The organism is Bordetella genomosp. 9 (assembly GCF_002119725.1).
Classification (GTDB): domain Bacteria; phylum Pseudomonadota; class Gammaproteobacteria; order Burkholderiales; family Burkholderiaceae_B; genus Bordetella_C.
Map to the genome: position 1 here is coordinate 271,898 of NZ_CP021109.1, position 20,263 is coordinate 292,160.

Annotated in this window: 16 protein-coding genes; 5 read left to right on the forward strand and 11 right to left on the reverse strand. The window is 68.1% G+C overall.

Annotated elements, in window-relative coordinates:
- Window positions 1-137: 137 nt before the first annotated feature.
- A complete protein-coding gene (locus tag CAL13_RS01225; protein ID WP_086071258.1) occupies window positions 138-1,013 on the forward strand; it encodes an endonuclease/exonuclease/phosphatase family protein in 876 nt (291 codons plus the stop codon).
- Window positions 1,014-3,563 (forward strand): penicillin acylase family protein, encoded by a 2,550-nt coding sequence (locus tag CAL13_RS01230; protein WP_198297886.1) that lies wholly within the window; start codon window positions 1,014-1,016, stop codon window positions 3,561-3,563.
- A gap of 10 nt (window positions 3,564-3,573) precedes the next feature.
- Here CAL13_RS01230 and CAL13_RS01235 read toward each other — a convergent pair whose 3' ends face one another.
- From CAL13_RS01235 to CAL13_RS01245, 3 genes are read right to left on the reverse strand one after another with little or no spacing between them, the layout of a single operon-like run.
- Window positions 3,574-3,906 (reverse strand): FxLYD domain-containing protein, encoded by a 333-nt coding sequence (locus CAL13_RS01235; RefSeq protein ID WP_086055880.1) that lies wholly within the window; start codon window positions 3,904-3,906, stop codon window positions 3,574-3,576.
- A 36-nt stretch (window positions 3,907-3,942) separates the two neighbouring features.
- Window positions 3,943-4,599 (reverse strand): 3-oxoacid CoA-transferase subunit B, encoded by a 657-nt coding sequence (locus CAL13_RS01240; protein WP_086071259.1) that lies wholly within the window; start codon window positions 4,597-4,599, stop codon window positions 3,943-3,945.
- A complete protein-coding gene (locus CAL13_RS01245; protein WP_086055882.1) occupies window positions 4,596-5,273 on the reverse strand; it encodes a 3-oxoacid CoA-transferase subunit A in 678 nt (225 codons plus the stop codon). The genes CAL13_RS01240 and CAL13_RS01245 overlap by 4 nt, the downstream gene beginning before the upstream one ends.
- Before the next feature lie 113 nt (window positions 5,274-5,386).
- Here CAL13_RS01245 and CAL13_RS01250 point away from each other — a divergent pair, with 113 nt between their 5' ends.
- Both CAL13_RS01250 and queC read left to right on the forward strand, forming a co-directional pair.
- Complete coding sequence (locus CAL13_RS01250; protein ID WP_232467730.1) at window positions 5,387-6,184, forward strand: IclR family transcriptional regulator; 798 nt, start codon at window positions 5,387-5,389, stop codon at window positions 6,182-6,184.
- A gap of 62 nt (window positions 6,185-6,246) precedes the next feature.
- Window positions 6,247-6,975, forward strand: a complete 729-nt coding sequence (gene queC / locus CAL13_RS01255; RefSeq protein ID WP_086071261.1) for a 7-cyano-7-deazaguanine synthase QueC — start codon at window positions 6,247-6,249, stop codon at window positions 6,973-6,975.
- A 20-nt stretch (window positions 6,976-6,995) separates the two neighbouring features.
- Here the strand turns inward: queC and CAL13_RS01260 are convergent, their stop codons facing one another.
- Window positions 6,996-7,541, reverse strand: coding sequence for a GNAT family N-acetyltransferase (locus CAL13_RS01260; protein WP_086055885.1), 546 nt, complete (start codon window positions 7,539-7,541; stop codon window positions 6,996-6,998).
- A 258-nt stretch (window positions 7,542-7,799) separates the two neighbouring features.
- On the opposite strand from CAL13_RS01260, the gene ilvD reads away from it, so the two are divergent.
- On the forward strand, window positions 7,800-9,665 hold the full coding sequence (gene ilvD, locus CAL13_RS01265; protein WP_086055886.1) for a dihydroxy-acid dehydratase: 1,866 nt from the start codon (window positions 7,800-7,802) through the stop codon (window positions 9,663-9,665).
- Window positions 9,666-9,825: 160 nt separating this feature from the next.
- Here the strand turns inward: ilvD and CAL13_RS01270 are convergent, their stop codons facing one another.
- The 7 genes from CAL13_RS01270 to CAL13_RS01300 form a co-directional block, all read right to left on the reverse strand.
- On the reverse strand, window positions 9,826-11,010 hold the full coding sequence (locus CAL13_RS01270; RefSeq protein ID WP_086073460.1) for an MFS transporter: 1,185 nt from the start codon (window positions 11,008-11,010) through the stop codon (window positions 9,826-9,828).
- 175 nt (window positions 11,011-11,185) lie between these two features.
- Window positions 11,186-12,523 carry an NAD(P)H-dependent oxidoreductase gene (locus CAL13_RS01275; RefSeq protein WP_086071262.1) on the reverse strand — a complete coding sequence of 446 codons (1,338 nt, stop codon included), beginning with the start codon at window positions 12,521-12,523 and terminating at the stop codon, window positions 11,186-11,188.
- A 64-nt stretch (window positions 12,524-12,587) separates the two neighbouring features.
- Window positions 12,588-13,148 carry a 5'-3'-deoxyribonucleotidase gene (locus tag CAL13_RS01280; RefSeq protein WP_086071263.1) on the reverse strand — a complete coding sequence of 187 codons (561 nt, stop codon included), beginning with the start codon at window positions 13,146-13,148 and terminating at the stop codon, window positions 12,588-12,590.
- Window positions 13,149-13,230: 82 nt separating this feature from the next.
- On the reverse strand, window positions 13,231-13,806 hold the full coding sequence (gene thpR, locus CAL13_RS01285; protein ID WP_086073461.1) for an RNA 2',3'-cyclic phosphodiesterase: 576 nt from the start codon (window positions 13,804-13,806) through the stop codon (window positions 13,231-13,233).
- Window positions 13,807-14,007: 201 nt separating this feature from the next.
- A complete protein-coding gene (locus tag CAL13_RS01290; RefSeq protein WP_269768188.1) occupies window positions 14,008-15,531 on the reverse strand; it encodes an efflux transporter outer membrane subunit in 1,524 nt (507 codons plus the stop codon).
- A 25-nt stretch (window positions 15,532-15,556) separates the two neighbouring features.
- Complete coding sequence (locus CAL13_RS01295) at window positions 15,557-18,775, reverse strand: efflux RND transporter permease subunit (RefSeq protein WP_086071264.1); 3,219 nt, start codon at window positions 18,773-18,775, stop codon at window positions 15,557-15,559.
- A gap of 23 nt (window positions 18,776-18,798) precedes the next feature.
- Complete coding sequence (locus CAL13_RS01300; RefSeq protein WP_086059163.1) at window positions 18,799-20,001, reverse strand: efflux RND transporter periplasmic adaptor subunit; 1,203 nt, start codon at window positions 19,999-20,001, stop codon at window positions 18,799-18,801.
- Window positions 20,002-20,263: the final 262 nt, after the last annotated feature.

Consider the following 20,263-nt stretch of genomic DNA (forward strand, 5'->3'; position numbering starts at 1 on the left):
TCGGCGGGGGCGCCCTGCCAGCCGCCCGGCTTGCGCGCGCGAGTCCCCATGGGTGCGGTGGACGGCGCATGACGCGGCTGGTAAAACACCGGGAGCCTCGCCGACCCGGTCGGCGCTTTTCCGTATCGAGCGTATTCATGCGATTGGTGAACTGGAATATCCAATGGGGCCGCGGCGTGGACGGCCGGGTGGATCTCAAGCGCATCGTGGACGAGGCCCGGCGGCTCACCGACTTCGATGTGCTGTGCCTGCAGGAAGTCACGCGCGGCTTCGATGGCGGCGACGCCGCGGGAGGTTTGCCCGGCGGGCCCGAGGCCGACCAGTTTGCCGCGCTGGCGGATCTGTTGCCGGGGTACACCGTGCTCTCCGCCATCGGCGCGGACCTTCCCGCCCTCAAGCCTGGCGCCCCGCGTCGTCAGAACGGCAACGCGATCATTACGCGCTATCCGGTCGGTCCTGTTTTCCGGCATAGCCTGCCCTGGCCGCCGGACCCCGCGGTGATGTCCATGCCCAGGGTGGCCCTGGAAGCCGTGCTGCTCACTGACGTCGGGCCGCTGCGCGTCACCACCACGCACCTGGAGTTCTATTCCGCCGCGCAGCGCATTGCGCAGGCGCACGCTCTGCGCGGCCTGCACATGGAAGCCAGCGGCCACGCGCACCGGCCGAGCCGTCACGGCAATCCGAACAGCCCCTTCGCGGCGGTGGAGCGTCCCGCCGCGGCGCTGATCTGCGGAGATTTCAACAGCGCAACGGACGACGCCGCTTATCAATGCATGCTGGACCCCATGCCGCCGGGCGTGCCGTCGCTGGCCGATGCCTGGACGGCGTTGCATGGCGCCGCCGAACGCGCGCCCACCGTAGGCGTCCATGATCATATCCAGTGGCCGCAAGGGCCGTTCGCATGCGACTTCGTTTTCCTGACGCCGGATCTTGCCCGCCGCCTGACGCGCTGTGACGTGGACCCGTATAGCACGGCGTCCGATCATCAGCCTATCGTGGTGGAACTGCGCTGAATGAGCCGGCCGCCGCTCGCGCCACGCAATGTGCGCCGGTGGGGGCGTGTCGCCGCGTGGTGTGCGCTCGCGGTATCGGGAGTCGTCATCCTGGCGGCCGCTGCGGTCGGCTGGGCGTGGTGGGCCAGTTTGCCGCAACTGGATGGCGACATTCCCGCACAGGCGCTGGCGGCGCCGGCCTTTATCGAGCGGGACGATCAGGGCAGCGTCACAGTGATTGCGGCCAACCGGCCCGACCTGGCCTACGCCACCGGTTATGCGCATGGCCAGGACCGATTCTTCCAGATGGACTTGCTGCGGCGGGTCGCTGCGGGGGAGGTCGCCGCGCTGGTGGGGCCGGATGCCGTCGAAGCCGACGTGCGGCATCGCATGCATCGCTTCCGCGCACGCGCGCATGCCGCTTATAACGCCCTGCCGCCGGCGCAGCGCGCGCTGCTGCAACGGTATGCGGACGGCGTCAATGCCGCGCTGGCCGCCCTGCCGGTGTGGCCGTTCGAATACGGCTTGCTGGGCGTGCGGCCGGAAGCCTGGCAGCCCGAAGATACCTTCCTGGTCATCGACGCCATGTATCTCGACCTGCAGTCCGGCGAACTGCAACGGGTCTTGTCCCGCGGTTTTCTGCGCGATGCGGTATCGAAGGACATGCTGGCTTTCCTGACGCCGCCCGCCAGCGCGATGGACGCCCCGTTGGACGGGGCCTCGGGCGGCCCCACATCGTCGCCGCCGATGCGCATTCCACAGGCGCGGCCGGATTGGCTGGATGGCCCCGGGCGTGCGCAGAACGGCGCCGCGTCCCGCGATGCGGCGGCCTGCGGCAGCGCGTGCGCGAAGCCTTCGACGAAATCGGGGGGCGGCGCAGCCGGCCCCGCGGCGGCCGTCCTGGCGATGCTCCGGACCAATGCAGACGTTGAGCCGGGTACGGTGGGCAGTAACGCATTCGCGGTGGCGGGCTCGCGCAGCGCGGACCGCGCGGCCCGCGTCGCCAACGACATGCATCTCGGCCTGCGCCTGCCCAATATCTGGTATCGGCTGACGTTGGTCCAGCAAGGCGAAGCGCCGCGGCGAATATCCGGGGTCAGCCTGCCGGGCGCGCCTGTGGTCGTAGCCGGCAGCAACGGCGACGTGGCCTGGGGCTTCACCAATAGCTATGGCCATTTCATCGACCTGGTGCGGCTGGAGCGCGACCCCGCGGACCCGGCGCGCTATCGCGGTGCGGACGGGAAGTGGGAAACCGCAACCGTCCATGATGAATGGATAAAGGTGAAAGGCGGGGCCCCGGTACGCCGCCCGGTATACGAAACGCGCTGGGGCCCCGTTTTCAGTGCGGGCGGCCAGGACTATGCGGTCCGATGGATCGCTTATCGTGCCGACGCTGCGGACCTGGGTCTGCTCGGCATGGAGACCGCGCGGGATGTGACGCAGGCGATGCGGGTGGCGCATTCCGCCGGCGTGCCGACGCAGAACATGCTGGTTGCGGACCGCGGCGGCCAGATCGGATGGACGCTGGCCGGCCCCTTGCCGGACGCCATGCTCGACCCCGCAGGCTACCCTGTGGACGCCGCGGCCCTGGCCGGACGCGCCTTGCCGCCGGGGCCGCCGGGACGGCTGGCCGCCGCCGATACGCCGCGCATCCTGAACCCGCCTTCGGGGCTGCTGTGGACGGCGAACGGCACGCAGCTGTCCGACGCCGCCCGGCAGGCCCGGATCGGCGATGGCGGCGCGGACGTCGGCCTGCGCGGCGGGCAGATGCGCGACGGCTTGCTGGCGCTGTCCGAACCGGACGAGAAAGCGCTGCTCGGCATCCAGCTGGACGACCGCGGTCTATGGCTGGAATTCTGGCGGGATCTGGCGCTGGAAAGCCTGGACGCCGCGGCGCTGACGGGTCATGCCGACCGGGCCGCCTTCCGCCGCATCCTGACGCAGTGGAATGGCCGCGCCGATGCCGACCAGGCCGGCTACACCCTGGTCCGCGATTTCCGTGAGACCTTGTACGGCGCCTGGTTCGCCGGCCTGGACGAACGGTTGTCCGCGCGCGCGCCGGAGCTCGCGCCTGCGATATCGCTGGGGCGGGCATCGTCGAGGCTGGAGGCCGTGATGCGCACGCTCGCCCGGCAGCGCGCGTGGGTGCCGGCGCGCCATGCCGGCTGGCGCGACTTCATGCTGGCTGTCATCGACGAAACCATCCAACGCAACCGGCCGCGCGGCGCGCCGCTGGCCCAGGCACGCTGGGGTGAGCGCAACGTGCTGGCGCTGGCGCACCCCTTCGCCGCGCTGTTGCCGCATGGGCTGCGGCCCTGGTTCTCGGCGCCGGCCGAACCCATGCCGGGCGACATCAACATGCCGCGCGTGCAGCGGCCCGCATTCGGGGCGTCGGAGCGTTTCGCCGTGGGGCCGGGGCGCGAAGCGCAGGGCATTCTGCACATGCCCGGAGGCGCATCCGGGCATCCCTTGTCCCCGTTCTATCTGGCGGGGCATGAAGACTGGGTGCGCGGAACCCCGTCGCCTTTCCTGCCGGGGCCGGCGGCGCACAAGCTCGTATTGCGGCCCTGAACGCCCGGCCTTATTCGACCTTGACTTCGTACGCGGTGAAGCGCGCGAAAGGCAGCGTGGTGGTGGCGCGCAGTTGCCAGGTTTCCTTGTCCGGCAGGTTGTAGGTGCGCGCCGACGTGGTGCCGATGACGTTGCCCTGCGCGTCCTGCAGGCGGAACAGCACCGTGGCGCTGTTGAGCAGGCGGCCGGTGTCGTTGTGCAGGGCGCCGGTGATGACGGTGCCGCCGGTGGCCGTGTCCCGCACCGCCTGCAGGCGGTCGATGGTGACACCCTGGGGCAGCGATTGCGCGGCGGCGCCGGCCGTCGCCGCGGCAAGGAACAGAGAGGCAAGCAGGCGTTTCATCGTCGTACTCTCGCGTGATTGGCGCGAGGCAGAATATCAGCCCGCGTGCGACGTGTCGACGCGCAGCGGCAGGCCGGTGATGCGCGTCAGCGCCGCCAGGTCCGTATCGCCGAACGTATCGATGACGTACACGCCGTCGTTCCGGATATCGAAGACCGCGACGTCGGTATAGACCCGCGACACGCAGCGCACCCCGGTAAGCGGATAGGTGCATTCCGGCACCAGCTTGCTCTGGCCGTCGCGCGTGGTCAGTTCCATCATGACGAAGACTTGCTTGGCGCCGCTGGCCAGGTCCATTGCGCCTCCCACAGCGGGAATCGCGTCGGGCGCGCCGGTGTGCCAGTTCGCAAGGTCGCCCTTTACCGATACCTGGAATGCGCCGAGTACGCAGATATCGAGATGGCCGCCACGCATCATGGCGAAGGAATCGGCGTGGTGGAAGAAGGACGTGCCAGGGACCTGGGTGACCGGTTGCTTGCCGGCGTTGATCAGGTCGTAGTCTTCCTGCCCCGGCGCCGGCGCCGGCCCCATGCCCAGCATGCCGTTTTCGGTGTGCAGCACGATTTCGCGATCGGCGGGCAGGTGGTTCGCCACCAGGGTGGGCAGGCCGATGCCCAGGTTGACGTAGGCGCCTTCCGGAATATCCCGGGCGACGCGCGCGGCGATCTGGTCGCGTGTGAGTTTGGCGGTCATTGCTGTTCCTTCGCGGCGATGCGCACGACGCGCTTGACGTAGATGCCGGGCGTGACGATGGCTTCGGGGTCGAGCTCGCCCAGTTCGACGACGTCACGCACTTGCGCGACGGCGATCCTGGCGGCGCTGGCCATGATCGGCCCGAAATTGCGGGCGGTCTTGCGGTAGACCAGGTTGCCCCAGCGGTCTGCGCGCTCAGCCTTGATCAGCGCATAGTCGGCATGCAGCGGCAGTTCGAACACATACTGCCTGCCATTCAGTTCGCGCGTTTCCTTGCCTTGCGCGAGCGGCGTGCCGTAGGCCGTGGGAGTGTAGAAACCGCCGATGCCGGCCCCGGCGGCGCGAATGCGCTCGGCCAGCGTGCCCTGCGGCACGAGTTCCAGCTCGATCTTCCCGGCGCGATACAGGCCGTCGAATATCTGGGAATCGGCCTGGCGCGGAAACGAGCAGATGATTTTGCGCACCCGTCCGGCGCCCAGCAGCGCGGCCAGGCCCGTCGTGCCGTTGCCCGCGTTGTTGTTCACGATGACCAGGTCTTTGGCGCCTTGGGCAAGGAGCGCGTCGATCAGTTCGACCGGCTGGCCGGCGGGGCCGAAGCCGCCGATCAGGATGGTCGCGCCATCCGGGACGTCGGCCAGCGCCTCGGCGGCGCTTTCTACGAGTTTGGAAATCATCGAGGGTCCGGAAAGGTTGTTCGTCTATAGAACAAACGTTCTACAATCGAACGCATCCTTTCATGGGGTCCGGCGCACTGTCAAGGCGCTGTGTCCTCCTGGTGAACACTCTTATGTCCATCCCCGAAGCATCCGTCATCGATACCCCGCCGCCCAGCGACAGCTATGTGCAGTCCTTCGCACGCGGGTTGGCGGTGATCCGCGCCTTCGGGCCCGACCATCCCAGCATGACGTTGTCCGAGGTGGCGAACCGCGCTGGCCTGACCCGCGCCGGCGCCCGCCGCATCCTGCTGACGCTGGCGCAACTCGGGTACGTCAGCATGGACGAGCGCCGGTTCGCCCTGACGCCCCGCATCCTCGACCTGGGCTACGCCTATCTGTCGGGATTGCCGCTGTGGAATCTGGCCCTGCCCTACATGGAGTCCGTGGCCCAGGCCACGCGCGAGTCCTGCTCCGTCTCGGTGCTCGATGGGCTGGACGTGGTGTACATCCTGCGCCTGTCAACGCACAAGGTGATGAGCATCAATCTGTCGGTGGGGAGCCGGTTGCCGGCGTGGGCAACGGCGATGGGCCGTGTTCTGCTGGCGGGTCTGGACGACGCCACGCTGGACAAGGTGCTGCGCGAGAGCGCCCGCGTGGCCTATACGCCGGACACCGTGACCGAAATCCCCGCGCTGAAGGCCGCCATTGCGCGCGCCCGCCGCGAAGGCCATGCCTGCGTGGTGCGCGAACTGGAGCCCGGTCTGCAATCGGTGGCGGTGCCCATCGTGGATCGCGGCCACCGGACCATCGCGGCGATGAACGTCAGCTGCCACGCCAGCCGCTATACGCCGGCGGAAATGGTGCAGGCGTTCCTGCCGCCCCTGCGCGAGGCCGCCGCGCAGATCAATCAGGCGCTGCGGCATCGCTGAGCCCGCGCCGGTTATCCTCATGACTGTCAGCGGGCCCCCGCGGCCCGCATATCGGAGTACCCATGCAAAACCATCAACGACGCGCCCTGGTCCTGTTTTCCGGCGGGCAGGATTCGACCACCTGCCTCGCCTGGGCGCTGGATCGCTACGCCCACGTCGAAACGGTGGCGTTCGACTACGGCCAGCGCCATCGCATCGAGCTGGATGCGCGGTTGAAAGTCCTGCGTGAATTGCGCGTGCGCAAGCCGCAATGGGCGTCGCGGCTGGGCGAAGATCACCTGCTGGACCTGTCCGTTCTCGGGCAGGTGGGGGATACGGCGTTGACCAGCGACCGGCAGATCGAGATGCAGGCCAATGGCCTGCCGAACACCTTCGTTCCCGGGCGCAATCTGCTGTTTCTGACGCTGGCCGCGGCGCTCGGCTACCGGCGCCAGCTCGATGTGCTGGTGGGCGGCATGTGCGAAACCGATTTTTCCGGCTATCCCGACTGCCGCGACGACACCATCAAGGCGCAGCAGGTGGCGCTGTCGCTGGGGTTGGGCGCGCGCCTCACCATCGAAACGCCGCTGATGTGGCTGGATAAGGCGCAGACCTGGGCGCTGGCGGACAAGTTGGGCGGGCCGGACCTGGTGCGGATCATCGTCGAGCAGAGCCACACCTGCTATCTGGGCGAACGCGGCGAACGGCACGATTGGGGATATGGCTGCGGATCCTGCCCGGCCTGCGCGCTGCGCAAGGCAGGATGGGAACGTTGGGCGAGCGGCCAGGCGGCCCCGTTGCCCGCGGCGTAAGCCGCCCGTCGCGCGTTCCGTCAGCCGGTACGGCCGGACGGCGGCGTGCGGTCGCCGTCGCCCAGCGCGCGCTGCATCAGCACCGTATCGCGCCATTCCCCGAACTTGTGGCCCACGGATCGCAGTGTGCCGGCGGCATGAAAGCCGCAGCGCGCGTGCAGGGCGAGCGAGGCGGCGTTGGCGCTGTCTCCCACCACCGCCAGCATCTGCCGCCATCCCAGCGCCGTGCAGCGTTCGATCAGCTGACTCAGCAGCCTGCCGCCGATGCCGAACCCCGCCATGCCGGGTTTGACGTAGACGGAGTCTTCGCAGGTGTAGCGATACGCCGGCCGGGGCCGGTACAGCGTCGCATAGGCGTAGCCCACCACTTCGTCATCGCGCACCGCCGCCAGGTACGGCAGGCCGCTGGCCAGTACGCTGGCGCGGCGTTGCAGCATGTCTTCGAGGGTGGGAGGGCTCAATTCGAAGGACGCCGTCCCATGCAGCACATGATGGCTGTAGATGGCCTGGATGGCGGCCATGTCTTCGGCTTCGGCGTCGCGGATCAGAATGTCGTTGGCGGGCATGGGTCGGTACCGGGCAGGGAAAGCCGCAAGTGTGGAGCAAGCCGCGCGGTTGCGGAAGTTGGGGCCAGCCCCATGGCGCGCGGGAACCGGCCGTCGCGGCGCGAGCGGCTTGCACCACGCTGAAGCAGCGCGCCCCTGCATGCCCCAATATGGGGCGGGGCCATGAACCGGGTGCACGAAATCGGGGCCCGCTTCGACGCAGGCGTTATGATGAGGGCCTTTTTTACGCCCTTCCGCTCTTTCTCGAGACGACCCGCCATGCCGCAATATCGTTCCCGCACCTCCACTCACGGCCGCAACATGGCCGGCGCTCGCGCCCTCTGGCGCGCCACCGGCATGAAGGACGGCGACTTCGGCAAACCCATCATCGCGGTGGTGAATTCATTCACCCAGTTCGTACCGGGCCACGTGCATCTGCGCGACCTGGGCGCCCTGGTGGCCCAAGAGATCGAGGCGGCAGGCGCGATCGCCAAGGAATTCAATACGATCGCCGTGGACGACGGCATCGCCATGGGCCACGACGGCATGCTTTATTCGCTGCCGTCGCGCGAGCTCATCGCCGACTCGGTCGAATACATGGTCAACGCGCACTGCGCGGACGCCATGGTCTGCATCTCGAACTGCGACAAGATCACCCCGGGCATGCTCATGGCCGCGATGCGGCTCAATATCCCGGTTGTCTTCGTGTCCGGCGGACCGATGGAGGCCGGCAAGATCAAGTCTCCGACCGACGGCAAGGTCCTGGCCAAGATCGACCTGGTCGACGCCATGATCAAGGCCGCCGACCCGAAGATGAGCGACGCAGAGGTCGCGGAATACGAGCGCAGCGCATGCCCCACCTGCGGTTCCTGTTCTGGCATGTTCACCGCCAACTCCATGAACTGCCTGACGGAAGCGCTGGGCCTGGCGCTGCCGGGCAACGGCACCATCGTCGCCACGCACGCCTGGCGCAAGGGCCTGTTCGAGCAGGCAGGGCGTCTGATCGTCGATCTGTGCCGCCGCTATTACGAGCAGGACGATGCATCGGTCCTGCCGCGCAACATCGCGACCCGCGCCGCCTTTGAGAACGCCATGACGCTGGACGTCGCCATGGGCGGTTCCACCAATACGGTGCTGCACCTGCTTGCCGCGGTGCAGGAGGCGGGCGTGGATTTCACGATGGCGGACATCGACCGCATCTCGCGCCGCACGCCCTGCCTGTGCAAGGCGGCGCCGGCCACGGACAAGTACCACATCGAAGACGTCCACCGCGCCGGCGGCGTCATCGGCATCCTTGGCGAACTGGCCCGCGGCGGCCTGCTCGACCTGTCGGTCGGCAACGTCCACAGCGGGACGCTGGGCAAGGCGCTGGAACAATGGGATGTGAACGGCGGCGCCGGCGAACAGGCCCGCACCTTCTACCGCGCCGCCCCCGGCGGCGTACCCACGCAAGTGGCGTTCAGCCAGGACGCCACCTATCTGACGCTGGACCTGGACCGCGCCAACGGCTGCATCCGCGACGTCGCGCACGCGTACTCCAAGGACGGCGGGCTGGCGGTGCTGTACGGCAATCTGGCCGAAAAAGGCTGCATCGTGAAGACCGCCGGCGTCGACGAAAGCCAGCTGGTGTTCCAGGGCCGCGCCCGCGTGTTCGAAAGCCAGGACGCGGCGGTGGAAGGCATCCTGGGCGACAAGGTGGCGTCGGGGGACGTGGTGGTGATCCGCTACGAAGGCCCCAAGGGCGGGCCGGGTATGCAGGAAATGCTGTATCCCACGTCCTACCTGAAGTCCAAGGGCCTGGGCAAGACCTGCGCCCTGTTCACCGACGGGCGTTTCTCGGGCGGGTCCTCTGGCCTGGTCATCGGCCACGCCTCGCCGGAAGCCGCAGAGGGCGGCGCCATTGGCCTGGTGCGGGACGGCGACGCCATCCAGATCGATATCCCGAACCGCCGCATCCACCTGGAAATCAGCGATGCCGAGCTGGCCGCGCGGCGCCAGGAAATGGAAAGCCGGGGCGAGCGCGCCTGGCAGCCGGTGAACCGCCAGCGCGTGGTGTCGCAGGCGCTGCAGGCCTATGCCGCGCTGGCGACCTCCGCCGACCGCGGCGCTGTCCGTGACGTCAGCCAGCTGACCCGCCGCAAGTAAACGGCGAACGGAAAAAGCGGAACGGGCCGCCTTCGGGGCGGCCCGTTCCGTTTGCACCGCTGGAAGCGCGAGATGATCGACGCCTTGCCGGGCTTGCGCGCGGTCTGCAGCTGGGGCGGGGGCGCCGGCGCGGCGCCGCCCGCCATCGCGCTTCAGCGGATCAAGGGCATTCCGTCGCGGGCCGGGCCTGCATCGCCGGCGCCGAGCGCCGATCCAGCCGCCAGCTGTATCCCGCCACCGCCAGGCCGGCGATCGCCATCAGGCTCGCGACCCAGGGCAGCGCCGGCAGGCCGGGTCCGTGGTCGATGGTGAGTCCCCCGACCCAGGCGCCAGCCGCATTGCCCAGATTGAAGGCGGCGATATTGAAGGCGGAGGCCAGGTTCGGCGCACCGGCCGCTTTCTCCAGCACACGCATCTGCAGGGGCGGGACAGTGGCGAAGCCGGCCACGCCGAGCAGTCCCACCGCGATGGCCGTGCCCACTTGTGAGTGGACGGCGAAGCTGAACGCGGCCTGCACGATGGCCAGGATGATCAGCGTACCCATGAGCGTGGGCATCAGGCGGCGGTCGGCGAACTTGCCGCCCAGCGTATTGCCCACGACCAGGCCCAATCCGAACAGCAGCAGGATGGGGGATACCGCCGTGTCCGGGAAACCCGCCAGACTGGTCAGAATGGGGGCGATGTAGGTGAACGTGGCGAATACGCCGCCGAAGCCCAGCACCGTGATGAGGAAACCCAGCAGCACCTGCGGACGGCCCAGGGTGCGAAGCTCCTGGCCGAAGCGGGCGCGCTGGTCGTCGCGGCTGGGCGGCACGAGCAGCGCGATGGCGGCCATGGCGGCCAGGCCCACGGCGGTTACCGCCCAGAAGGTGCTGCGCCAGCCGAAATGCTGGCCGAGCCACGTGCCCAGCGGTACGCCCAGTACGTTGGCCAGCGTCAGGCCGGTGAACATCAGCGCGATGGCGGAAGCCTTCTTGTCGGCGGCCACCATGCCGGTCGCCACCACCGATCCGATGCCGAAGAAGGCGCCATGCGAGAACGACGTCAGCACGCGCGCGGCCATCAAGGTGGCATAGCCGGGCGCGAGCGCACAGGCCAGGTTGCCGATCGTGAAAAGCAGCATCAGACCGATCAATACCGTCTTGCGCTGCATACGGGATATCAGGGGCGTCACGATGGGCGCGCCGACGAATACGCCGAGCGCATAGCCGGAGACCAGCAGGCCGGCCGTGGACAGGCCCACGTGCAGATCCGCGGACAATTCGGGCAGCAGGCCCATGATGACGAATTCGGTGGTCCCGATGCCAAAGGCGCCGGCGGCCAGGGCCCACAGGGCAATAGGCATTTCCATCCCCGCAAAAAAGGTTTCGAGGCGCGTATTGTGCGCCTTGCTTTATTGCGGAAATAGCCGCCGTCCAACAAAGGACTTGTGCCGCCAGCGCAAGAATGCCCCGCGGCGGCGCGCCGGTCGATGCGCGGCCGCCGCGCGTCGACCGGGAAACGGCGGCCGGCCCGGCGGCCTAAAGGTAGCCCTGCTCCATTTCGCGCCGGAATTGCAGCGCCTCGCTCGAGGCGTCGTAGTCCACATCCGACCATTTCAAGGCCTGCGTGGCGCGCACCGGATGTTTCAAGCGCACGTTGTGCGCAAGCCCCAAAGGCAGATAGCCGCCCTCCACGGAGTCGCGCGCCGGCATCAGGCGGCCGTACACCGTATAGCCGCCTTCGCCGTCCAGCACCTGGCCGGCCTGCATGTCGCGCTTGGCGGTGGCGACGACATCGCCGTGCCAGCCCGTGGGCGCGCCCGTGGGTTCGCGCCGCAACGCGACGTTCGCCACGCTGATTCCCAACTCCATGCCCATCAGGTGGTAGGGCTTGTACATCGCGGAATAATTGCCGCTGGGGTCGGTGACCACGCCATATTCCTTGAAGCAGCGCCGCACGTAGTCACTGTCGGCCGCGATCACGACATACACGCCCCAGCGCAGGTCCCGGTACACCGGGCGGCCGTCGCGTTCGAGCGAGGACACGACTTCCACCTGTCCGCGATGGTGCAGGGTGCCGCCATCGTCGCGAGGCCGCAGCACGCGCGCCAGGTCGTCCACGCCACAGGGCGGAAAATGCAGCCCGGACGGCGCAGGCAGCAGGCCGGTCGAGTTGGAGACGGCGGCCATTTCGATGGCGCTTTTCGTGCCGTCCAGGAAACTGTTGAACATTTGGGCGTTGAAGTCGCCGGCCGCGACCATTTCCGGGGTGAAGCCGTAATACGGCCATACCGTGTCCGGGGTGGACGTGTGGAAAGCCGGCAGGTATTTGGTGCCCTTGCCCGCGGCGATCACTTCGAAGCCGCTGGCGCGGGCCCAATCCACCATTTCGCAGATCAGGGCGGGCTGGTCGCCGTATGCCAGGGAATAGACGATGCCGGCCTCGCGGGCATGGCGCGCCAGCAGCGGGCCGGCAAGCGCGTCGGCTTCCACGTTCACCATGATGATGTGTTTGCCGTGTTCGCAGCAGGCCAGCGCGTGCCGGATGCCTGCCGCCGCATTGCCGCAGGCGTCGACGACGACGTCCACTTCGGGGTGCGCGATGACGGCGGGCGTATCGTCGGAGCAGAAGACGCCGCCGGTGCGGCAGGCGTCGCTGACGGATGCCGCCTGCAGCGCCGCCGCGGGCCAGCCCACCTTGGTCAGCGCGGCACGGGCCGATGCCGGCTTCAAGTCCGCCACCGCGACGAGGCGCATGCCCGGCGTGCGGTGCACCTGGCTGAGAAACATGGACCCGAACTTGCCCGCGCCTATCAGCGCGATACGGACCGGCTTGCCGTCGGCTTCCCGTTGTTTGAGCATGCGATAAAGATTCATTCTGGTCTCCTCGCCGCCCCCGTTGGCGGTGCGATCAGCTTACCGCAGCGCGCCCGCGCCGCGGCTATCTGTCGGCGCGGTAAAGCTCGCCGCCCAGCACATTGCGCCAGTTGGACCAGATCAGCCGCGGCTTGTCCGCGACGTGCCGGTTGTACGGCGCGTCGTACAGAATGTGGCGCCACCGGGGCCGCAACGCACCCTCGATGGCCGGGCGGTCGTCGATCAGGATGTCGCCTTGCACCAGCGTCTTGTCGCGCGTCAGGATCAGGCGCTGCGTCCACTCGCGGCCCAGGTGGCGCTCCACCCATTGGTATTTTTCGGCGACGCAGTTTTCGTATTGGCGCAGCGGCGAACTGCAGATGCGTACGTCCATGCCCAGCGCGGCCAGTTCGCGCACCGCTTCGATGGCGCCGGCCACGGGCGGCAGATCGCGTATGAAGCCGGGCGCCGTGTACAGCGCCTCCGCGCGCGGACGCAGCTCGAGCGCGTAGTCCTCCAGGATGTGGAAGGACTTGCGGTCCTCGAATTCGACGGGCGCGACATCGGGATAGGCCTGGCGCCAGGCGCTCAAGAAGGCGCGCTCGAAATCGGCGAGCACGCCGTCTTGGTCAATCAGGATAAGCATGGGAAAGGCGGGTCGGCGAAGGTATGGCGTCAAGCGGCCATGGATGGGCCTCTATTGTGCCGCATGCCCCGCCCGATGGCCGTCAGGCGAGCGTTTCGGCCAGGATCTGGTAGCGCGACCGGCCGTCCTGCGCGGAGGCCACCAGCACGTAGCGGTCGAAACGCCACGCGATGGGCTGCGCCGGCGCGGGCGGCAGCAGGCGGGTGTCGGCGTCGCGCAGCAGGGTGACGTGCGGCCGGAAACGCGTTTCCGGCCGCGCCGGGTGCAGCGCAGCCACCCAGTCCCACAACTGCCGATGTTCCGAGGCAAGTCGTCCGGCGCCTTCGTCAGGGTTGTCGCCATCGTCGGCCGGGCCGGCCCAGACAATGCGCGGACGCGGGAAGGCGCCCAGCCGGCTCAGGATCACCTGCCCCGGTTCGATGCGGCGGCGGCGGGTTTCATCGACAAGCGGCTGCACCAGCGCGGGCGCCGTCTCGCCGAGAAAGGCCAGCGTCAGATGCAGCGTGTCCGCCCGCATGATGCGGCCGCCACAAGCGCCGTGCGCCTGTTGGCACCACTGGGTCAGCGCGCGCACCGTGTCGAAGTCGGGCCACAGCGCAAAGAACAGGCGGACGGGACGGGAAAACGGCGTGGTGCGGGACGGAGAAGGATCAGGCATGGCGTCGAAGCAGGAAGCAGCGGAGCGGACAGCGCGGGGTGCCGATGGCGCGGGCGGAAAGCGCACCGACGCCATCAGGGTACACGCCGCACGGGCGGCGCGCCATCGGTCTTCTGCCTTCGCGGCCCGTCATCCACGAGGCAGCCACACTGCGGCCGACGACGCCGGCATCGATTGCCGCGGAATGGCTGCGCCTCGTCCTTAGCGCTGCGCCACCGGCTGGACGGCGGGACCGTTCGCCGACGCCTGGGCGCCGGCCGCCGCCTGCTGCGCCTGCAGGCTGTCCAGCCCCCAGCCGCCGCCCAGCGCGCGGATCAGGTTGACCGTGGATCGCGCGCGCTCGCCGTCCAACTGCACGGAGACCCGCTGTTGGGTCAGCACCGTGCGGTCGGCGTCGATCACATCCAAATAGCTGATCGATCCTTCCTTGTACTGGGTGTGCGACAGCTGCGCGGCGCGCGCGGATGCGTGCACCGCGCGGTCCTGCGCCTGGGTCTGTTCATCCAGGATACGCAGGTTGGCCAGGTTGTCCTCGACCTCGCGGAAGGCGCCGAGAACGGTTTGCCGGTAGTTCGCCACGTCTTCCTCGTAGACGGCGCGCGCCCGGTCCAGGCCCGCCTGGCGCCGCCCCGCGTCGAAGATCGGCAGACTGAGCATGGCGCCGGTCAGCGGTCCGAGCAGGAAAGTCCGGCTGGACCATTCGAACAGGTTGCCCAGTTCGGACGACTCGTACCCGGCGTAGCCGGTGATGTTCAGTTGCGGGAAGAACGCAGCGCGAGCCGCTCCGATGCGGTCGTTGGCCGCCGCCATTGCGCGTTCGGCCGCGGCGATATCGGGCCGGCGCTCCAGCAGCGAGGACGGCAGGCCGGCGGGCACCCGGACCGCGATGCGTGACAGCGGACTCGGCGGCAGGGAAAACTCGGCGGGCGCCTTGCCCAGCAGGACCGCCAGCGCATGCTCCGATTGCGCGCGGCGGCGGTCGATGCCCAGGGCTTCGGACTCCGCGGAAGCCAGTTCGGAACGGGCGCGCGCGACGTCCAGTTCGCTGATGTCGCCCGCCTTGTAGCGGCGTTCCACCAGGTCCAGGGTCTGCTTGCGCAAGGCCAGCGTTTGTTCGTACAGCTGGCGCTCGGCATCCAGCTCGCGGATCATGAAGTAGTTTTCCGCGACGTCGGCCTGCAGCGCAAGCTGGACCGAGCGCAACAGCGCTTCGCTTTGCTGGGCTTCGGCGGTGGCGGCATTCGCCGTGGACGATACACGGCCGAACAGATCCGCTTCGTAAGACACGCCGAGCTGGCCGCGCCACAGCGTGCTGCTGGTAGCGGGGCCGTTGTCCGGCAGCCCTTGCGAAGCGGGCGAGGCGCGTTGACGCGTGGGGCCGAAGTTCGCCGTGACTTCGGGGAAAAGCCCGGCGCGGGCCTCGCGCTGCAGCGCGCGCGCCTGAGCCAGCCGGGCCGCGGCGGCCTTCAGGTTCTGGTTGGCATCGGCGGCCTGGCGTTCCAGCGCATCCAGCGTCGCGTCATTGAACACTTTCCACCATTCGCCGCGCAGGACGGATTCGGCGGGCTCGGCGGTCTTCCATTGACCGGCCTGGTCGGCCGGCAGCGCTTCCTTGAAGGCCGCTGTCATCGGTGCGGCGGGACGCTCGTACTCCGGCGTCAGCGAGCAGCCCGCCAGGATCGCCGCGGTCAGCAGGCCCAGCGAAAAGCGGTTGATGGTTTTCATGCGGGACATCATGTCTGTCATCCTGTTATTCGGCGCCGCGGGCGGCGTGGCCGTGGGGCGCGGGCGCGGCATGCGGGGCGGTAACGGGCGCTTCGTGCTGACCAGCCGAGTGCAGCTTGCGCGGATTCAGCGCGCGCAGCGCGACGTAGAACACCGGCGTCAGGAACAGGCCGAACAGCGTCACGCCCAGCATGCCGAAGAACACCGCGATACCCATGGCATGACGCATTTCGGAGCCGGCGCCAGACGAATACACCAGCGGCACCACACCCATGATGAAGGCGATCGACGTCATCAGGATGGGGCGCAGCCGCAGGCGGCAGGCTTCCACCGCGGCATCGAAGGCGCTGCGGCCCTGCATTTCCAATTCGCGGGCGAATTCCACGATCAGGATGGCGTTCTTGCAAGCCAGGCCCACCAGCACCATCAAACCGATCTGCGTAAAGATGTTGTTGTCGCCGCGCGTCAGCCACACGCCGGTCAGCGCCGCCAGAATGCTCATGGGCACGATCAGGATCACGGCCAGCGGCAGGGTCAGGCTTTCGTACATCGCGGCCAGCACCAGGAACACCAGCAGCACGCTGATCGGGAACACCCAGATGCCGGCATTGCCCGCCAGGATCTGCTGGTACGTCAGGTCGGTCCATTCGAACTTGATGCCGCGCGGCAGGGTTTCCGCGGCGATGCGTTCGGCGGCTTCCTTGGCCTGGTCGGACGAGTAGCCCGGGGCAGGACCGCCGTTGACATCGGCGGCGGTATAGCCGTTGTAGCGAACCACCATCTCAGGACCGTAGGTCTGCGACACGCGCACCATCGACGACAGCGGGACCATCTCGCCGTTGCTGTTGCGCGTCTTCAGCAGGCCGATGTCCTCGGCATGCGCGCGGAAGGGCGCATCGGCCTGCGCGCGCACCTGGAACACCCGCCCAAAGCGGTTGAAGTCGTTTACATAGAGCGAGCCCAGGTAGATCTGCATCGTGTCGAAGACGTCGGTCACCTTGACGCCCAGCTGCTTGGCCTTCACGCGGTCCAGGTCCACGTCCAACTGCGGCACGTTGATCTGGTAGTTCGAGAACGTCGGCCCCAGCTCCGGCGCCTTGGCGGCGGCCGCGACGAAGGCTTGCGTGGCGCGGTCCAGGGCTTCGTAGCCCAGCGCGGCACGATCTTCGATCTGCAGCTTGAAGCCGCCCAGCGTGCCCAGGCCCATGACCGGCGGCGGCGGGAACACCGCGATGAAGGCATCCTTGACGCTGCCGAACTTCTGGTTCAGCGAACCGGCGATCTTGTCGGCGGAAAGACCCTCGCGCACGCGCTCCTCGAAGGGCTTGAGGGTCACGAACACGATGCCGGCGCTCGAGCTGTTGGTGAAGCCGTTGATCGACAGGCCGGGGAAGGACACGGCGTGATCGACGCCGGGCTCGTTCATGGCGATGTCGCCCATGCGCCGGATCACGTCTTCCGTGCGGTCCAGCGAGGCGCCCGTGGGAAGCTGCGCGAAGCCCACCAGGTATTGCTTGTCCTGCGCCGGCACGAAGCCGCCGGGCACGATATAGGAAATGCCCACGGTCGCCGCCAGCAGCACCGCATAGACCGCCAGGCTGGCCGACTTGCGCTTGATCACGCCGCCAACGTTGGCGGAATAGCTTTCCGACGCGCGATTGAACACGCGGTTGAACCAGGCGAAGAAGCGGCCCAGCACCCGGTTCATCGCTCGCGTCAGCCAATCCGGCTCGGCGTCATGGCTCTTGAGCAGCAGGGCGGCCAGCGCGGGCGACAGCGTCAGCGAGTTGAAGGCCGAGATCACGGTCGAAATCGTGATCGTCATGGCGAACTGCTTGTAGAACTGTCCCGTCAGGCCGGTCATGAAGGCCAGCGGCACGAACACCGCCGCCAGCGTCGCCGCGATGGCGATGATGGGGCCGCTCACTTCCCGCATCGCGCGATACGTCGCATCGCGCGGCGACAGCCCGGCGGCAATGTTCCGTTCGACGTTCTCCACCACCACGATGGCGTCATCGACCACGATGCCGATCGCCAGCACCATGCCGAACAGCGACAGCGCGTTGATGGAGTAGCCGAACGCCAGCAGCAGCGAGAACGTGCCGATGATGGAAACCGGCACCGCCAGCAGCGGGATCAGCGAGGCGCGCCACGTCTGCAGGAACACGATCACCACGATCACGACCAGCAGGATGGCTTCCAGCAGCGTATGCACCACCGCTTCGATACTGGCGCGCACGAACTGCGTGGGGTCGTACACGACGTCGTACTTCACCGAGGGCGGGAAGTCCGCGGACAGCTCCTTCATCGCCTCGCGCACCTGCTTGGACACGTCCAGCGCATTCGCGCCCGGCGCCTGCATGATGCCCAGCGCAACGGCCGGCTTGTTGTCCAGCAGGGAGCGCAGGCCGTATTCCGCCGCGTCCAGTTCCACGCGGGCCACGTCGCCCAGGTGAACCACACCGCCGTCGGCTGAGGTCTTCAGCACGATATTGCGGAATTCTTCCTCGGTTTGCAGGCGCCCCTGCGTGTTGACGTTCAACTGCAGCGGCACGTCGGCCAGCGTCGGCGACGCGCCGATCACGCCGGCCGCCACCTGCACGTTCTGCTCGCGGATGGCGTTGACCACGTCGGTCGCGGTCATGCCGAGTTGCGCGACTTTGTTCGGATCCAGCCAGACGCGCATGGAATAGTCGCCGGAACCCCACAATTGCACGTCGCCCACGCCGTTGATGCGCGCCAGCCGGTCCTTGACGTTCAGCACCGCGTAGTTGCGCAGGTACGTCATGTCATAGCGGTTGTCCGGCGAGATCAGGTGCACCACCAGCGTCAGCGTGGGCGAGCTTTTGGCCGTGGTCACGCCCAGCCGCTGCACGTCCTCGGGCAGCCGCGGCAGCGCCTGCGACACCCGGTTCTGCACCAGCTGTTGCGCCTTGTCCGGATCCACGCCGAGTTTGAAGTACACCGTCAGCGTCATGTTGCCGTCGCTGTTCGCCTGGGCCTGCATGTAAAGCATGTTCTCGACGCCGTTGATCTGCTCCTCCAGCGGGGCAGCCACGGTTTCGGCGATCACTTTCGGGTTCGCGCCCGGATACTGGGCGTGCACCACGACGGAAGGCGGCACCACTTCCGGGTACTCGGAAATCGGCAGCTGGAACATGGCCAGTATCCCGGCCAGCAGTATCAGCACCGATAGCACGCCCGCGAAGATGGGGCGGTCGATGAAGAATTTGGATATGTTCATGACGCTCTCTGGGGCGGTTCAGTTCAGGCGGGATTGGCGGCGCTGCGCTTGGCGCCGGTCCGGATGGCGGATTGCGCGCCCGCCATCGGCACCGCATGCGGCTCCACGGCATCGCCCGGCCGCACGCGCTGCAGCCCGTTCACGACGATGCGTTCGCCCGGCTTCAATCCCGCGGTGACGACGCGCATGCCTTCCTGCGCGGCGCCCAGCTGCACTTCGCGGTACTGCGCGCGGTTCTGGTCGTCCACCACCATCACGAAGCGCTTGTTCTGGTCGGTGCCCAGCGCCCGTTCATCGATCAGGATGGCTTTGTAGGGATTGCCGCCGCCCAAACGGATACGGGCGTAAAGGCCGGGCACCAGGGAGCCGTCCGGATTGTCGAAGGTGGCGCGCACGCGGATCGTGCCCGAGCTGGTGTCCAGCCGGTTGTCGACGTATTGCACGCGGCCCTGGCGGGAATAGCCGTCTTCGTTGGCCAGGCCCATGAACACCGGGACTTCGCCCGTCTTGCCGGATCGCGCAGGGTTGATGTGCTTCAGGAAGCTTTGTTCATCGACGTCGAAGGACGCATAGATGGGGTCCACCGATACCAGCGTGGTCAGCGGCGATGAGCCGGCCCCGGCCGCGACCAGGTTGCCCACCGTCACTTCCGCCCGGGAAACCCGGCCCGACACGGGGGCCACGATGCGGGTGTAGCCCAGGTTCAGCTTGGCGATTTCAAGCGCGGCCTTGGCTGCCTTCAAACTGGCGGCGGCTTCGCGGGCGTCGTTCTGCTTCTGCTCCAGGTCGCGGCGCGCGATGGCGTTGTCGGCGATCAGCCGTTGGGCGCGCGCCAGTTCGGAGGCCGTATAGGCCACGCGCGCCTGGGCGCCGGCCAGATTGGCCTCGGCGCGGTCGACTTCGGCCTGATAGGGCAGCGGATCGATGGTGAACAGCTCGTCGCCCTTGCGGACCAGGCTGCCGTCCTTGAAGTGGACGGCGATCAGGGTGCCCGACACCCGGGGCCGGATCTCCACCCGGTCGACTGCTTCGAGCCTGCCCGAATAGTTCTGCCAGTCGGTGATGGACCGTTCGACCACTTCCGCCACGTCGACCGGCGCGGCTGGAGGCGCGGCGGCGGCCGTGGCGGTATTGGGCCCGTGGCCGCGGAAGACGGCGATACCGCCAACGATGACGATAGCGGCAAACGTGGCCGCCAATGCGTAGCGACTGCGCAACACAGACATGTCGAGATCCTTTTGTTCGGGAGCTCGGCGGCGATGGCGAACGATCCCCGCTGCATGCGCGGCAGCGGCGCGGGTCACGGAAGCCCTGGCCGGGGATGCCGGGGCGGCGGCCAGGGGGCCGCTGTCGCGCTGGTTTTTATGGTTTTCCACGCAGGGCGTGGTTGCCGGCCAGCCGGTCGTTGGCGAAAACCGGCCCTTGCGCGGCGCGCGTCCGTGACGGAAGGCAATGGGAAAAGGCGGCCCGCGATGGGAAGCCTGTCGG

Excerpts from the sequence above, each read along its gene's own strand:
- CAL13_RS01225 (WP_086071258.1), top strand. The coding sequence starts at position 138 with ATGCGATTGGTGAACTGGAATATCCAATGGGGCCGCGGCGTGGACGGC.
- CAL13_RS01230 (WP_198297886.1), top strand. The coding sequence starts at position 1,014 with ATGAGCCGGCCGCCGCTCGCGCCACGCAATGTGCGCCGGTGGGGGCGT.
- CAL13_RS01235 (WP_086055880.1), bottom strand. The coding sequence starts at position 3,906 with ATGAAACGCCTGCTTGCCTCTCTGTTCCTTGCCGCGGCGACGGCCGGC.
- CAL13_RS01240 (WP_086071259.1), bottom strand. The coding sequence starts at position 4,599 with ATGACCGCCAAACTCACACGCGACCAGATCGCCGCGCGCGTCGCCCGG.
- CAL13_RS01245 (WP_086055882.1), bottom strand. The coding sequence starts at position 5,273 with ATGATTTCCAAACTCGTAGAAAGCGCCGCCGAGGCGCTGGCCGACGTC.
- CAL13_RS01250 (WP_232467730.1), top strand. The coding sequence starts at position 5,387 with ATGTCCATCCCCGAAGCATCCGTCATCGATACCCCGCCGCCCAGCGAC.
- queC (WP_086071261.1), top strand. The coding sequence starts at position 6,247 with ATGCAAAACCATCAACGACGCGCCCTGGTCCTGTTTTCCGGCGGGCAG.
- CAL13_RS01260 (WP_086055885.1), bottom strand. The coding sequence starts at position 7,541 with ATGCCCGCCAACGACATTCTGATCCGCGACGCCGAAGCCGAAGACATG.
- ilvD (WP_086055886.1), top strand. The coding sequence starts at position 7,800 with ATGCCGCAATATCGTTCCCGCACCTCCACTCACGGCCGCAACATGGCC.
- CAL13_RS01270 (WP_086073460.1), bottom strand. The coding sequence starts at position 11,010 with ATGCCTATTGCCCTGTGGGCCCTGGCCGCCGGCGCCTTTGGCATCGGG.
- CAL13_RS01275 (WP_086071262.1), bottom strand. The coding sequence starts at position 12,523 with ATGAATCTTTATCGCATGCTCAAACAACGGGAAGCCGACGGCAAGCCG.
- CAL13_RS01280 (WP_086071263.1), bottom strand. The coding sequence starts at position 13,148 with ATGCTTATCCTGATTGACCAAGACGGCGTGCTCGCCGATTTCGAGCGC.
- thpR (WP_086073461.1), bottom strand. The coding sequence starts at position 13,806 with ATGCCTGATCCTTCTCCGTCCCGCACCACGCCGTTTTCCCGTCCCGTC.
- CAL13_RS01290 (WP_269768188.1), bottom strand. The coding sequence starts at position 15,531 with ATGAAAACCATCAACCGCTTTTCGCTGGGCCTGCTGACCGCGGCGATC.
- CAL13_RS01295 (WP_086071264.1), bottom strand. The coding sequence starts at position 18,775 with ATGAACATATCCAAATTCTTCATCGACCGCCCCATCTTCGCGGGCGTG.
- CAL13_RS01300 (WP_086059163.1), bottom strand. The coding sequence starts at position 20,001 with ATGTCTGTGTTGCGCAGTCGCTACGCATTGGCGGCCACGTTTGCCGCT.